The 13,684-nt window shown below is 66.6% G+C and carries 12 protein-coding genes and 2 riboswitches; of the genes, 3 read left to right on the forward strand and 9 right to left on the reverse strand.

The genetic code is table 11. The annotated features are described in order from the left end of the window. Nucleotides 1-185: 185 nt before the first annotated feature. Genes ACFRJ8_RS18460 through ACFRJ8_RS18470 form a run of 3 tightly spaced genes read left to right on the forward strand, consistent with a single transcriptional unit; the run spans nt 186 to nt 2,447 of the window. Entirely contained in the window at nt 186-932 is a 747-nt protein-coding gene (locus ACFRJ8_RS18460; RefSeq protein ID WP_377987702.1) for a hypothetical protein, read from the forward strand. Further along, nucleotides 929-1,660: a hypothetical protein gene (locus tag ACFRJ8_RS18465; protein WP_377987703.1), complete on the forward strand. Its 732-nt coding sequence runs from the start codon at nt 929-931 to the stop codon at nt 1,658-1,660. Before ACFRJ8_RS18460 ends, ACFRJ8_RS18465 begins: the two co-directional genes overlap by 4 nt. Nucleotides 1,661-1,703: 43 nt before the next feature. Further along, on the forward strand, nt 1,704-2,447 hold the full coding sequence (locus tag ACFRJ8_RS18470; RefSeq protein WP_377987705.1) for a hypothetical protein: 744 nt from the start codon (nt 1,704-1,706) through the stop codon (nt 2,445-2,447). Nucleotides 2,448-2,676: 229 nt separating this feature from the next. Here ACFRJ8_RS18470 and ACFRJ8_RS18475 read toward each other — a convergent pair whose 3' ends face one another. The 9 genes from ACFRJ8_RS18475 to ACFRJ8_RS18515 all read right to left on the reverse strand — a co-directional run bounded on the left by ACFRJ8_RS18475 (nt 2,677) and on the right by ACFRJ8_RS18515 (nt 13,453). Next, a complete protein-coding gene (locus tag ACFRJ8_RS18475; protein WP_377987707.1) occupies nt 2,677-5,715 on the reverse strand; it encodes an alpha-mannosidase in 3,039 nt (1,012 codons plus the stop codon). Nucleotides 5,716-5,803: 88 nt separating this feature from the next. Continuing rightward, entirely contained in the window at nt 5,804-6,676 is an 873-nt protein-coding gene (gene fdhD / locus ACFRJ8_RS18480; protein WP_377987708.1) for a formate dehydrogenase accessory sulfurtransferase FdhD, read from the reverse strand. A 134-nt stretch (nt 6,677-6,810) separates the two neighbouring features. Continuing rightward, a complete protein-coding gene (locus ACFRJ8_RS18485; RefSeq protein WP_377987709.1) occupies nt 6,811-8,415 on the reverse strand; it encodes a molybdopterin molybdotransferase MoeA in 1,605 nt (534 codons plus the stop codon). Continuing rightward, complete coding sequence (locus ACFRJ8_RS18490; protein ID WP_377987711.1) at nt 8,412-8,699, reverse strand: DUF6457 domain-containing protein; 288 nt, start codon at nt 8,697-8,699, stop codon at nt 8,412-8,414. The genes ACFRJ8_RS18485 and ACFRJ8_RS18490 overlap by 4 nt, the downstream gene beginning before the upstream one ends. Before the next feature lie 21 nt (nt 8,700-8,720). Continuing rightward, entirely contained in the window at nt 8,721-9,410 is a 690-nt protein-coding gene (locus tag ACFRJ8_RS18495; protein ID WP_377987712.1) for a molybdenum cofactor guanylyltransferase, read from the reverse strand. A gap of 77 nt (nt 9,411-9,487) precedes the next feature. Further along, nucleotides 9,488-9,988 (reverse strand): HNH endonuclease, encoded by a 501-nt coding sequence (locus tag ACFRJ8_RS18500; RefSeq protein ID WP_277527321.1) that lies wholly within the window; start codon nt 9,986-9,988, stop codon nt 9,488-9,490. Nucleotides 9,989-10,208: 220 nt separating this feature from the next. After that, nucleotides 10,209-10,967: an NlpC/P60 family protein gene (locus ACFRJ8_RS18505; RefSeq protein ID WP_377987713.1), complete on the reverse strand. Its 759-nt coding sequence runs from the start codon at nt 10,965-10,967 to the stop codon at nt 10,209-10,211. 295 nt (nt 10,968-11,262) lie between these two features. Continuing rightward, nucleotides 11,263-11,446: riboswitch (cyclic di-AMP (ydaO/yuaA leader) on the reverse strand. Between the two features lie 122 nt (nt 11,447-11,568). Next, complete coding sequence (locus tag ACFRJ8_RS18510; protein WP_377987715.1) at nt 11,569-12,390, reverse strand: M23 family metallopeptidase; 822 nt, start codon at nt 12,388-12,390, stop codon at nt 11,569-11,571. Between the two features lie 4 nt (nt 12,391-12,394). After that, nucleotides 12,395-12,607, reverse strand: a riboswitch (cyclic di-AMP (ydaO/yuaA leader). Nucleotides 12,608-12,757: 150 nt separating this feature from the next. Further along, nucleotides 12,758-13,453 (reverse strand): metal-dependent transcriptional regulator, encoded by a 696-nt coding sequence (locus ACFRJ8_RS18515; RefSeq protein WP_377987717.1) that lies wholly within the window; start codon nt 13,451-13,453, stop codon nt 12,758-12,760. Nucleotides 13,454-13,684: the final 231 nt, after the last annotated feature.

Consider the following 13,684-nt stretch of genomic DNA (forward strand, 5'->3'; position numbering starts at 1 on the left):
ACCCGCCGGTCCGGACTTGGGGGGTGTACGGACCAGCGGGTTCGACCATTTAGCATAGTTGAATTAGGACCTCACGTAAAATCCCAGCCCACGCCGCCACACCGCTTCCACCCCCCGCCGCAATCTCCGTTGCCCCACCGCATGCCAGTAGCCATACTGCCCATCGACTCCGCAGGAAGCCCTAGATGCCACTACCCGCAAAGGCGTTTCAACTCTGGCTTCATCGGGTTGCCCCGTCGGCGAGCACAGCCGATATCTGCAGGATCTCTGGGATCAAGCGCACCACTCTTGCGCAGCAGCTGGTGCGCGGGAAAGTGGCCGAAACCACTCTGGTCAGCATCAGCCGGGCCCTGGATTTGAGTCCGCTGGCGGAACTGGGTTCCTTCGACCACTATGCGGAACTCGCCGCCGCGCCGCAGCAGCCGACCCCGGCCGAGCTCGTCAGCCAGGTTGCCACCATGGACCTCTTGCGCGCAGTCATTTCCCGTTCCTCCCCCTCCTACGGAGGCTACGGTGACCACGGCAGCTCCATGACCCCGGCGCTTACCCCCGCCCCGCACGCCACTTCCGTCCGGAACTGGGTGGACGCGATTGACGACGGTGAGTTGCGTCACCGGGTTTCGGCTGCCACCGGCGTGGCACCACAAAATTACTCGGCCCAGCTCACGGCCAACAGGCTGTCCCCCGAGTTGGCGGTCGCGACCGCCCGCGCGGCGGGCGTAGGATTCACGGGCGGACTGGTCGCCACAGGCTTGATAACCGAGGCTGAGGCCGGCTGGACGCCAGGGGCGAAGCAGGCTGCGTTGGATGCCCTCTCCGATGGAGAACTTAGCGTCCTGGCCGGGGAGCGGCTTCAGGCGCTCGGCAAAGCGCTGCGGCGCCACGAGCAGGAGCAGGCACAAACAGAAAAAATTTGGGAGAACCTCGGATGATCACCACGCTGCAATGGACCACGCTGGGGGTCTGCAGCGTCGTCACGCTCGCCCGCGTGCCCAGCGTCCTCCGGGGTGAGAACCGGTCCCTGTTCGCCATCTTTGCGCTCATGACCTTGGCCATCCTGCTCAGCATCGATGGCCCGTATGAGGCAGTGGACCAAGTCCTGGGAGGCCTGAACATCGCCAACCTGGTGCTGCGCTTCATCATTTTCGCCGGCATCTTCTTCCTGGGATTCCGGCTGGCCCGGGGCTTCAGCGCCGAGGACGCCCTGCGGCTCATCACCGGTCCTGTTGGAATTGCGGTAGCCGCAGCTGCCTCGGCTGCGGTGGTGGCCGTCTTCCTCATGATGGACACCGCCGGCTCCTCGGCCGGGCTGGTGGACGTGGCCGCCACGGGTGACCGTAATGCTGCCTTAGTGGAGTATTACGGGGCCGCCGGGCGCCTCTACCCGGCGTTCATCACCGTGGCCCTGTTTCCGGCCCTGGTGCGGACCCTGCGCAGCGGCCTCCCCATCCTGGTGCGGTCCAGCGCGGCGTTGCTGGCGCTGGGCACCGTAGCCATCTCCTTGAGCCTGCTCTCGCCGGTCATTCCGCCGTCCCTCGGATTCGTCCGGTTCGTCTTGAACTACTCAGCCGTCCTGTGCGTGGTCCTGGGGCTGTCCCTGATCTGGTTGGCCAAGACGCTTGCTAAGCGGGCGCCGAAGAAGCAAGCTGGCATGACCTGACCATCTTGGGGCTGAGCAGGCAAGTGACGTGGGAGAACGCGGAATGATTGCAACCCTCCAGTGGGGCACGCTGATCATCTGTTCCGTGGTGCTCCTCCTCCGCGTTCCGGATGCGATCCGGGGGCGGAACAGGACTGTCTTCTGGATACTGGTTCTCGCCACCCTGTGCAGCCTGCTCTCGGTGCCCGGCCCCTATGTGGCGATCGACGCGGCGCTCGGCGGATGGAACCTCACTCACCTGATCTTGCGTTTCCTGGTATTCGCCACGGTCCTGCTGGTCGGTCTGCGTGTGGCGAAGGGACTGGCAGACGAACGCGGCTACCGCCTCATCGCGGGGCCACCTGGACGCTGGGCCCTGGCCGCCAGTGCTGCCGCCGTGGCGGTGACCTTCTTCCTCATGGACACCCGCGGATCCTCGGCCGGTATGCTCGACATCACGGACAACGGCGGACGCAATGCCGTCCTGGCGCCGTTCTATGCCGCGGCAGGGCGCACTTATCCTGCCTTCATCTCCCTCGCCCTGCTGCCGGCATTGCTGGCCGCCACCAGGAGCCAATTGCCGGGGCTGGTGCGTGCAGCGGCCCTCCTGACATGCCTCGGCGCCCTCGCCACCACTTGCAGCGTCCCCGCGTCCTTCGCCCCCGAAACCTGGCTCCTTGCGCAGCAGACGGTCAACTATTTGGCTGTCGTGGGCTATGTCCTGGGCTTGGGACTGTTCTGGGCTTCCGGGCTCGCCGCCAAGAAAACTGGTAGCCCGCGCGCAACATTACGCAAGAACAAGCCGTAGGCATTCACAAAATCATTAGACCGTGAAAGAATCATGAATGTGTGAAAGCGGCAATCGCTTCGTGTACGGAAGTCAGCCGTGCGAAGCAGAGGCAGCCGTCCAAGCGCCATTGGGGGGATGAGTGGTAGCGGTCCGCAAGGACCGCTCCCACTCAGCCTGTTTAAGGGAGTTTTCTGGCTGTCCCTGCGGCCGTGTCCCTGCGGGAGGTCGCGGCAGTCGGCCCCACCCGTCAGCGGACAAACCGAAGCGTGACCAGCTGGAACGGCCGCAGCGTGAGCTCGGCGGAGTCGGGCCCTGCCGTCACGCCCGGGGCATCGGCGGGCCGTTCCAACAGGTCCACGGCGTGCAGCCCGCGGACCGGGAAATTGGCCTTCAGGAGGCCGGTGGACCGCTCCCCCAGCGATTCGTACAGCCGGACAATCACGTCGCCGGAGCCATCTTCAGCGAGTTTGACCGCTTCAATCACGAGGGCCGGGTTTGACACGGTGACCAGCGGCTCCACGCCGTGGGCCCCTTGCACCACCCGCGGGGCCAGATTGGTGCGGTAGCCCTCCTCGACGGCGTCTGCGATGGTGGCGCCCGGCCGGATCGTGACGTGAAGCTCGTGCCTGCCCTGGTCCGCGTGCGGATCCGGAAACTTCGGTGCCCGCAGTAGCGAGACCCGCACTGTGGTGGTGGTCCCGCCGTCGTCCTCCCGGACGTTGCGGGTGACGTCGTGGCCGTAGCTGGAAGCGTTGGAGATGGCCACCCCGTAGCCCGGCTCGGCGACGTGGATCCAGCGGTGGGCGCAGATCTCGAATTTCGCGGCCTCCCAGGACGTGTTGACGTGGGTGGCGCGGAACACGTGCCCAAACTGCGTCTCTGCCGCCGAGCGGTCTGCCCTGACGTCCAGGGCAAAGCCCAGCTTGAGCAGTTTTTCGCTCTCCTGCCAGTCCACTTCCGTGGTGATCGCGAGTGAGCCAGCGCCCGGGACGAGCGTTATCCGCTGGGTCACGGGCGAGGAGCCGGCCATCCGCTCCACGATCACGACGGCATCGGGGCTTTCCCTTCGCGGGTGGCGCTCCAGTGTCACGGAACGCGCCTCGACCAGCCGGACAACGTTCCTGCGGTAGAACGCGTCGATGTCCCACGCGTCCCATTCATTCGGCGTGTCCCGGTGCAGCTCCAGGAGGTTGCCGAACTCGCCGGGAGCAATCGCCTCGCGTCCGGTGGCACGGTCCGTGAGCGAGGCCAGCAGTCCGTTGGCACCCACCACGGCCCGGATGATGCCGTTGTCCAGGATGTAGCCGCCGCCGTCTACTTCGGTGGCCTCTACCGGCTGCCCGGGCCGGGCCGGCTCGGCAGCGGCCAGGGCAGGCACGCCCTGGCGCTCCTGTGGGGCAGCGTTGAGGAGGAACTCCCGGCTGCCGGTGCCGAGCGCCGCAGCTGCGGCGTCCGTGATGATCGCCTCCAGACCCCGTTCGACGGCGGCGTAGTTCCGTTCGGCGTCCTGGTGCACCCATGCGATGGAACTTCCCGGCAGGATGTCATGGAACTGCTGCAGCAGGACCAGCCGCCAGAGCCGCTTGAGCTCCGCGGCCGGGTAGCTGTGTCCGGCACGCACTGCCGCGGTGGCGCTCCAGAGTTCCGCCTCCCGGAGAAGGTGCTCGCTGCGCCGGTTTCCCAGCTTGGTCCCGGCCTGGCTGGTGTAGGTGCCGCGGTGCAGTTCCAGGTACATTTCGCCCACCCAGACCGGCAGGGGCTCATACTCGGCCTGGGCCTGCCCAAAGAAGCTGGCAGCCGAGCCGATCCGCAACTTCGGGGATCCTTCCAGGTCCGCCGTGCGCTGCGCCGCGGCCAGCATCTCGCGTGTTGGCCCGCCGCCGCCGTCGCCGTACCCGAACGGAACCAGCGACGTGCTTCCGCGTCCGTGGTCCCGGTAGTTCCGTTCTGCGTGCGCCAGGTCCCGGGCGCTGAGATCGGAGTTGTATCTGTCCACCGGCGGGAAATGTGTGAAAACCCGGGTGCCGTCGATTCCCTCCCAGTTGAAGGTGTGGTGGGGCATCCTGTTGACCTGGTTCCACGAAATCTTCTGAGTCAGGAACCAGCGGCTGCCCGCGGCCTTGATGATCTGCGGCAGCGCCGCGGAATACCCGAACGTGTCGGGGAGCCACGCTTCTTGGCAGTCCACCCCGAATTCGGCCAGGAAAAAGTTCTTGCCCTCGAGGAACTGCCGTGCCATGGCCTCGCCGCCGGGCATGTTGGAGTCTGATTCGACCCACATCCCGCCGACGGGAACGAACCGCCCGGCCCGGACCTTGTCCCGGATGCGCCCGAAGAGCTCCGGGTAGTACTCTTTCATCCACGCGAACTGCTGGGCCGAGGAACACGAAAAGATGAAATCGGGATACTCGTCCATCAGCGCGACGACGTTGGAGAACGTCCGGGCGCACTTGCGGATGGTTTCCCGTACCGGCCACAACCAGGCCGAATCGATATGGGCGTGGCCCGTGGCCACGAGCTGGTGCGCCGAGGCGTAGGCCGGCCGGGACAAGACCTCGGTAAGGGCCGCCCGTCCGGCCTCTGCGGTCCCGGCAACGTCGTCGGGGTCCATGATGTCCAGCATGCGTTCCAGCGCCCGCAGGATTTCGTGGCGGCGGGGCAGCTCCATAGGCAGCTCGTGCATCAGCCCGGCGAGGGTGAGGATGTCCTGCTCCAGTTCCCAGACAGTCTGGTTGCGTTCGGCGATGGCGATCCTGCCGAGACGGTATTTCGGTTCACTGCCCGACGTCGCTTTGTCCCCGTAAGGAGTGGCGGCGAATGTCCAGTTCTGGGACAAGTCGGGGTTGGCCGCGGCCTCGACGTAGAAGTCGACCGCCATGCCAGTGCCCAGGAGCTTGAGCGGAACGTACTGGTTCCGTGGCGAAATGGCCTTGATGATGGTCCCGTCAGACCGCCAGGCGATGCCTTCGCACTGGAAGCCCGGGAGCTCGCCCCTGAAACCCAGGTCCACCAGGACTTCCACCGACGTGCCAGCCGCAGTTCCCCAGGCCTCCGGCACCTCGCCCCGGAGCCGGAGCCACTTGGTGCTCCACGGCCGGCCCCACGCCGCGCCATGTTCCTGCGCCGTGAACTCCTGCCGCAGGGCCTCCAGCACCGGCACGGGTTCGTCCGGCGCGTCCCAGCTGCTCAGTATCAGTGGGATGCTGCGCGGGTAGACCGCCGGGGCGATGCGGTCACGCAGAAAGCGGTCCAGCCGAACTTCCGTAAGGCGGCGGTCGTCGTGCAATGTGATCCTCTTCAGCGCTGGGGTTCGACTGGCTCCAATCGATGGATAAAACTTACGCCGCGGGGAACCTGTTGGCCAAGTGTTGCCGTTAGCCAGCCGCGGGGGCCGGAACTGCGATGCGCTGTTGGCCTGCATACACGTTCAGGCTGGTCCGGCGGCTGAAGCCGGCCAGCGTCATCCCGCTGGCCTCGGCCAGCTCGACAGCCAGGCTGGAGGGGGCACTGACGGCGGCAAGGACCGGGATTCCGGCCAGGGCCGCTTTTTGGACGAGCTCGAACGATGCCCTGCCGGACACCTGCAGCACGGTGCCCCGGAGCGGCAGCAGGCCTTCGCGGAGCGCCCAGCCCACCACCTTGTCCACCGCGTTATGCCGTCCGACGTCTTCGCGCAGGCACAGCAGCTCGGCCGAGCCGTCGTCGGAAATCCTGAAGAGCCCGGCGGCATGCACGCCGCCGGTGACGTCAAAGACCTCCTGGGCGGACCGCAGGGTGTCCGGGAGGGCCGCAAGCGTTTCCACCGGAACTGTCAACGGGTCCTGTGCCGGGCTGTAGTGCGAGGACTTGCGCACGGCATCGATCGAGTCCGTCCCGCAGATGCCGCAGGAACTGGAGGTAAAGACGTTTCGTCCGGTCTCAGGCCTCACGACGTCGGGCCGGAGTTGAGCCTCCACGACGTTGAACGTTTGGATGCCGTCGGCGTCTTCGCCGGCGCAGAACCTGAGGGAGACCAGCTGCTCGGGCGCCCAGATGATTCCCTCTGAGACGAGGAACCCTGCGACGAGGTCGAAGTCATTGCCCGGTGTCCGCATGGTGACGGAAAAGGACATGTTTCCGAGCCGAATTTCCAGCGGTTCCTCGACGGCCAGGACGTCCTCCCGGTGCCGGACCGGGAATTCGAGGGCCTGCGGGGACCCGTCCAAGACGATCTTGTGCACTTTGCGGCGCTGCGTGACACGGCCCATCCGGTGCTCCTATGCAACATGTTGTGCGGTTGTTGGTGATTCTTTGGCTGGTTCCATCATTGTAAGTGCCTGATCCTGAAGCCAGCGCAGCGGGCCAGGGCTCAACCAGGGCTCAACCAGAGTTCAATGACGGCTCAGCCCAGGAGGGCGCTCCAGTCCACCGGACCGTCGCTGGCCGTGGTTTTCCTGGCGGTCCGCTTCGCCGCCGGCTTCTGCGCGGCGGGTGCGGCGGCCGGGTCCGGCAGCGGCGCACCCCACGGGAGCGCGAAGGCGGGCACCAGTTCTCCCAGCTGCACTCCGTGGGGCGGGACCACCAGCACGCCGTCGGCGGCGGCCAGGCCCCGCATCATCCCCGGGCCGGTGTGCTGCGCCGGCGACGCCATGCCATAGAGCAGCCGGAAGGGCATGAGCCGCGTCCGGCCCGGATCGGCGTCAATCGTTGAGCCGCAGGGCACCTCGCTGAGCGGGGGGATGGGTCCGTGCCCCAGGGCCGCAAGGAGCGGGGCTCCGATCGTGGACAGTGCCATCATTGCCGCGAGCGGGTTTCCCGGCAGGCCGAGGATGTACCGGCCGTCAGGCAGCTCGGCCAGCACGGCGGGGTGGCCAGGACGCATGGCCACCCCGTCGATCAGCAGGCGACCGCCGAGCTCGGCGACTGAACGTCGGAGGTGGTCCGTTCCGGACCGGCCAGTGCCTCCGGTGGTGATGACGACGTCGGCAGGCAGGCTTTCTGCGGCTGGATCGGTGTCCTCGAGCGCGGCGAGCCATTCGGCGTAGGTGTCGCCGATTTTCACTTCTTCGGCGCAGATCCCGCCGAGCATTCCCACCACCGCTGCCAGTTGGGGTCCGAAGGTGTCCCGGACCTGGCCGGGCGCCGGCATCCCGGATGTCACGACCTCCGAGCCGGTGAAGACGAGCCGCACCACGGCCTTGCCGAGCACCGGAAGGGCGTCGCTTCCGGCCAGCGCGGCGAGGGCCAGGTGGGCGGGGTTCAGGACGGTGCCACGTTTGATCAGGAGGTCTCCGGCAGCGGCCTCCTCGCCCGCTTTCCTGATGTGGTCCCCGTTCCGGGGGTCGCCGGGTTTCGCGGCGCCGCCCAGCTTCAGGACGGGCAGGCCGTCCTCGTCGACGTCGATGATGCCGCTTTCGCTTCGCAGCACCGCCTTGGCCCCGACCGGAATGAGGCCGCCGGTGGCAATCGGGCTTGCCTGATGCGGTGCCAGCCGCTGGTTGCGTTCGGCCAGGATCCAGGGACCGCTGCCGTTGACAGCCCAGCCGTCCATGGCAGAGGAGGCGTAATGGGGCATGTCCTGCGGGGCAACAACGTCCGCGGCAAGGGTCCGGCCCAGCGCCTGACGGAGCGGGACGGGGGCGGCCGGGATGGGAGCGGCGCAGTCGAACGCGAGTTGCCGGGCCTCCTGCCACGTGTGGGCCAGGTGCTGGTGCGGCTGCTCTGGCTCGTCGTCGACACCTGTGTCCTGGCCGGAAGTGCCGACGTCCGGCCCGTCTTGCTCCGCAGCGTCGTCGTCACCTGTGTCCTGGCCGGAAGTGTCCTCTTCCCCCGTGTCCAGGTCTGCCTGGGTGCGGGTCTCTATGGGGCCAGCTTCGAGGCCGTCGCTAATGCCGCCCCGGGCTCGATCTCCCCCGCCATCGCTGACGCCATCTCCACCGCCAACTCCACCGCCATCTCCACCTGCGGCGGCGGGGGGTCCGCTGCCGTCCGGGGCCGTAGCCCTCATGCCTCGGAAGCTTCGGCGGCCGCGTAGTCTTTGGCGAGCCGGCGCGCCACGGCCATTGCGGCCTCCATGGACACGGAATCCGTGGCCTGTCCCGAGCCGGAGGCCAGACCGGCGGCAAAGCCGGCAATGAACGTGGTCAGCGGCGCCGCCGGGCGCACCACGGAGTGGGCGGCCACCCCGGCCAGGGCGAGGACCTCGTTCACGTCAATCTCAACGTCTTCCAGCTCCAGGGCCTGGAGCAGGGCACGGCACCAGTCTTCCAGCGTTTCATCCTGGCTTTTCACCGTTTGCCTCCATGGTCGAGTTCAGCTGCGGAGTTCCGGACCGGGGCCCGGACCGTGGTCTGGAATCCTCCCGGATATCCCCAATGCGGACGCGTCATCCCAGGTGTCAACATCATCTGTGGAACCGGAGGGAACGCCAACTTCCCGCACGTCCAGCCTAGCAAGAAGGGCGAACACCGACGCGTTTTCCAGGCCGCCCCTGACCTCGGCGTCCGCGACACAACGTTGTAGCACGGCCGTGCCATAAAACCCCGCGAGTGGTTGCTTCCGGCCGTCGGCCGAGACGGCCATGACGCCGTCGCCGCCTTCCCGTTCCGACGCCCGTCCCGGCGCCCCTGCAACAGAGTTGCCCAGTGCTGCGGCCAGGGCGCGGACCGCCTCGTCCGAGCGCGGCATGTCACAGGCAAGGACCAGGATGAACGGTGCCGGCGCGGCTGCTTGGTCTCCGCCGGCCTGGTCGGCAGCCAGCGCGGCAAGGCCCGCGGCGATGGCCGCGGCGGGCCCCGCGAAGGGTGGGTCTTCCCTGCAGGTCAGCACGCCTTCGGGCAGGTCCCCGGGATCGGGTCCGACGACGACGATGCGTCCCGCCGCGCCCGCGGCGCGCAATGACCGCTCAAGAAGGGTGGCGCCGTCGTAGATCAGTCCGGCTTTGGGCACGCCGCCCAGCCGGGAGGACCGTCCCCCGGCGAGAATGATGGCATCGAATTCCACCGGTTCAGCCTAGCGCGGCGCCGGCCGCCCCTGAATCAGGCGTGGCGAGCCCGGCGGCAGTTCAGGGCAACACCAGTTCAGGCAGCGGATTCAGGCAGCAGGAACGGATCCCAGGCCGGCGTTGGCTTCTCAAGTTCCTTGATCTGCCAGATGGCGCCCTTGGGAGGGCCCGGAACAAAACCGAGCTTCCAGCCCATCTCCGCCGGCGTGTGATCGCTCTTGGCGTTGTTGCACCGCAGGCACGCCGCCACCAGGTTCTCCCAGGAATCGGCTCCGCCCCGGGACTTTGGCTGGACGTGGTCGATGGTGTGGGCAGCCTTGCCGCAGTAGGCGCAGCGGTGGGCATCGCGGCGGAGCACACCGCGGCGGCTCACCGCTGTCATGGTGTTGTATCTCGGCCGGATGTAGCGGTTCAGCAGGATCACGGACGGGCGGCCCAGAATGTCCTGGGGGCCGACGACAGGGTCGTCCCCTTCGGCCACCACGCTGGCCTTCCCGGTAAGGACAAGGACGAGCGCCCGGCGGAAGGTGATGACCGCCAGGGGTTCATATCCAGCATTCAGAACGAGAGTGCGCATCCGCATACCTCTTCACGGCCGCACCCGCCAGCGGCACGAGGGCCGGCTGCCCTCTGCATGGTCGGGCTATGGATCGATTACACAAGAGTAAACACTCGGGTGCCGGATCACCGAATATTTTTTCATCGGCGATGTCCTCAGCGCGGAAAGTTCACTGCACGGGAACGCAAAAGACCCCCGCCGACAGGCGGGGGTCTTTCGAAGGTGCTGGAGGTCTTGCTTAGCCGCCGACGCGGATGAAGACCGGGCCGGAGCCGACGTTTACGCTATACAGCGCGGTGGTGCCGCCGTTCCAGCCGCCGTGGACTGCCATGCCGTTGCCGACGTAGACCGCGATGTGAGCCATGCCCACGCCACCGTTCTGGTAGTAGGCGAGGTCGCCCGGGCGTGCCTCGCCGGCGCTCACGGTGCGGCCGAGGGACAGGTAGCCTGCCGGCCAGCCGTGGTAGTGGATGCCGGCCGCGGCCAGGGCGTTGGTGGCGAGGGCGGTGCAGTCCTGCGCCACGCCGATCTGTGCGTAGGCAGCGGCGGCGATGGTCGCGCCGGAGCCGCTTCCGATGCCGGCGGGGGCCTGGGCTGCGACGCCGCCGCTGACGGCAGCCTCGGTGCCACCGGCGCGGGTGGCCGTGGAATCCTGGACCTTCACGACGGGCTTGGGAGCCTCGACGACGGGAGCCGGCGACGTGGTCACAGCGGGCTTCTCGTAGGAGATCGCGATGGTGGACGCGGCCGAGATGGTGGCCGGAGCGGCGGACTGGACTTCCAGGGCCGAAGCGGAGGTGGATTCGCGCTGAACATTGGTCTCAGCAGCGTTGGCTGCGATTCCGCTGGTCAGAACCAGACCGGAGGCTGCGGCGATGACCGCGGCCTGACGGCCCATGCCGCCGGCGTTGTCGCCGACAGCCTTGGCAATAACAGCCAGCGAGTTGGTCTTGGTGACCTCGGCGCGGTGCCGTGCAACGGTTGCACGAGTAGTCATTAAGTTCTCTCTTTCGTGATCCTTGGACCGCGCGCTTTCGGGCACGGTTTGAGGACGCTCCGGCATCTTGGGGGTACGCCGGATCGCCCCGAAATGGGTTACTTAGCGAAGGGTGTACTGCGAAGACGCGCCAAAAGCGGAAACTGCATGCTGTCCGGACTCGGTAGAGATTGAGCCTGCGGAACGTGATCCCATCCGGGCGCCGGCAAGGGCGGCACGTGATGTGGATTCCAGCGGGCTCGAAAGAGCCTCGCCGGTGCGCATGCGCGCAAAATTGTGGCGTGAAGACACGAAAGTAGCCTCTCCCAATGCCTACGAGGTGAGCTGTCGGATTCGGATGGGAGTCACCCGGCCGCGCTGCTTCCTGGGAAGCTTTGCGACTTAACCCCAAGGCCTTCTTTCGAAGGCCAAAATTGGTTCCCCCGCCCCTGCCAGACGATGTAATGCGAACGGACCTTGAGCGGTGGCAGAGCTAGGCAATCCACTCAAGAGCGCCAACTTCGGAAAAGTTGGCGTGCTTCAAACCCTACAGGAGTCCGGGCCCAATGTCACATTCAGATCACGGCGTGTCACAAGCACTTGAGAGCGGCCCATCGTCTATTTAGAGCCAGCCGAGGGGGTCAACGACGTCGCCGTTGACCATCACTTCAAAGTGGAGGTGGCAGCCCGTGGAGGCGCCGGTGGTCCCGCTCATCGCGATGACGTCACCGCGCGATACCTTCTGGCCAACTTTGACCGAGGCCGAGGACAGGTGGTTGTACGTGGTCTCAAGGCCATTACCGTGGTCAATGACCACCCGGTTTCCACCGCCAAAGGGATGCCATCCGTTGAAGGTCACGGTGCCGCTGGCCGCTGCATGGACCGCCGTGCCGCACTGGGCAGCGAAATCCTGGCCGCGGTGGAACTCCCCCGCGCCTCCGGTGATTGGGCTGACACGGTAGCCGTAGGGCGAGGCTGTGACCAGATGATCCAGCGGCGCGCCAAGGGTGCCGGCCGAAGCCGCGCGGGTGATACTTCCCACAGACTGGGCGCTGAGCAGCTGCTTGAGCTTCCCATCGGGGTCGCCCTTGGTGGTGACGGCGGTGCGGCTGAAGTCGACCTTTGCGGCCGCGGCGGCCGTGACATCCGGCTGCACGGCAGCGGACAGAGCGCCGGATCCGGCGGTATTGGAGGCCATCACCGGGCTCGTGACGGGGACCGTCACGGTAAGAACCAGACCAGTTGCGGCCAGGGCGATCCCGGCCTTCTGGCCGACCCCGCTGGCCGAGGCAAACTCCGTTACCTGGCGGAACGGACTGCGCCGGCGACGCCGTTCATCGCGGTGCGCGTCGCGCGGGCGGTCGGCCATATGCTCGACGACGGGACGCGGCTCCGGAGCGGGACCGGTCGCGCGGCGACGGCCCCTGGCGGTCTGGGTGGTCAAGAAGGGTTCCTCTCTGGATAGCCTGCGAAGTTAGCTGTCGGATTCGGGTCAGAGAGATCAAAGACCCGGTCCGCCGTTGCAAGCAGCCAGGCACAGGGGCATCCCAGGGATACTTCGGTGGAAGCTGCTTGCCGCTGACGGACTTCACCCCAAGGCTGCTGAAGCAGCAGCCGAAAGTGGTTCCCCCGCCCCTGCCAGGAGATGGTTCCGCGACTGATCCGCTGGCAGGGCTCGGCTTCGGATCAGGTAACGCTTTGGTATCGGTACTGGCCACTAACTATAGGCGATTAAGCCGCCCGGTAATAAATCCGTAACCGCAATTGTGCAGAACTCATGGGTCGTCCCATGACCAACGAGTTGTGGCTGGTCAGGCCACTGTTACGAAGACGTGCGCGGCAACCTCGGGCGGGAGCTCCAAGGCGCCCTCGATATCGGGGACGCGGACCGAGATGTACTCCCCCACCCGCTCCAGCGACAGAAGGGCGCCAGGGCGGATTCCACCCTCGTCGAGCTGGGTGAGAAGCTCCGGCTCCACCTGGATCGGTTCCGCAAGCCGGTTGACCGTGATCCGCGAACCAGCACCGTAGCCGGCCATGGCCTCCAGCAGGTTCACGGCCCTGTCAGTGGGGGCACCATTGGGCACGCCGCCAAGATCCGCAAGCCCCGGGATGGGGTTTCCGTAGGGCGAAACTGTCGGGTGGTTGAGCATCTCGTAGATTCTGCGCTCGACGCGTTCGCTCATGACATGCTCCCAGCGGCACGCTTCCTCATGGACGTAGGCCCAGTCGAGTCCGATCACGTCCGCAAGCAGGCGCTCCGCAAGGCGGTGCTTGCGCATGACGCCGATTGCGCGTTTCCGCCCTGTTTCGGTCAGTTCAAGATGCCGGTCGCCCGAAACAACCACAAGCCCGTCACGTTCCATGCGGCCGATGGTCTGGGAAACAGTGGGGCCGGAGTGGCGGAGCCGTTCGGCGATGCGGGCGCGGAGGGCAACGATGTTTTCTTCTTCAAGTTCCAGAATGGTCCGAAGATACATCTCCGTGGTATCGATCAGATCCGTCATTCAGCTCAGCTCCTCGAGCGCAGTCCTAGCGTCATTCCCACCGTACCGCGTGCGGGCTGCATGCAGGATGCGCCCTGGCGAGAACCGCCGTATGTTCGCATGCCAGCCTAGCCTATTTTGAATTACTCCGGATAATTTTTCGTTCGGCCTGGGACTGTCCTCCCGGTATCGCAGTCCGGCCGTTCCCGGGCGTCTCAATGACCGGACTGTGACAGGGCTTTTTCCGTATCG

Source organism: Arthrobacter sp. NPDC056886, from assembly GCF_042788715.1.
Lineage (GTDB): Bacteria > Actinomycetota > Actinomycetes > Actinomycetales > Micrococcaceae > Arthrobacter.

Bases quoted from the DNA above. Each gene is read 5' to 3' on its own strand.
- ACFRJ8_RS18470 (WP_377987705.1), top strand. From the start codon at position 1,704: ATGATTGCAACCCTCCAGTGGGGCACGCTGATCATCTGTTCCGTGGTG.
- ACFRJ8_RS18465 (WP_377987703.1), top strand. From the start codon at position 929: ATGATCACCACGCTGCAATGGACCACGCTGGGGGTCTGCAGCGTCGTC.
- ACFRJ8_RS18460 (WP_377987702.1), top strand. From the start codon at position 186: ATGCCACTACCCGCAAAGGCGTTTCAACTCTGGCTTCATCGGGTTGCC.
- ACFRJ8_RS18515 (WP_377987717.1), bottom strand. From the start codon at position 13,453: ATGACGGATCTGATCGATACCACGGAGATGTATCTTCGGACCATTCTG.
- fdhD (WP_377987708.1), bottom strand. From the start codon at position 6,676: ATGGGCCGTGTCACGCAGCGCCGCAAAGTGCACAAGATCGTCTTGGAC.
- ACFRJ8_RS18500 (WP_277527321.1), bottom strand. From the start codon at position 9,988: ATGCGCACTCTCGTTCTGAATGCTGGATATGAACCCCTGGCGGTCATC.
- ACFRJ8_RS18505 (WP_377987713.1), bottom strand. From the start codon at position 10,967: ATGACTACTCGTGCAACCGTTGCACGGCACCGCGCCGAGGTCACCAAG.
- ACFRJ8_RS18485 (WP_377987709.1), bottom strand. From the start codon at position 8,415: ATGAGGGCTACGGCCCCGGACGGCAGCGGACCCCCCGCCGCCGCAGGT.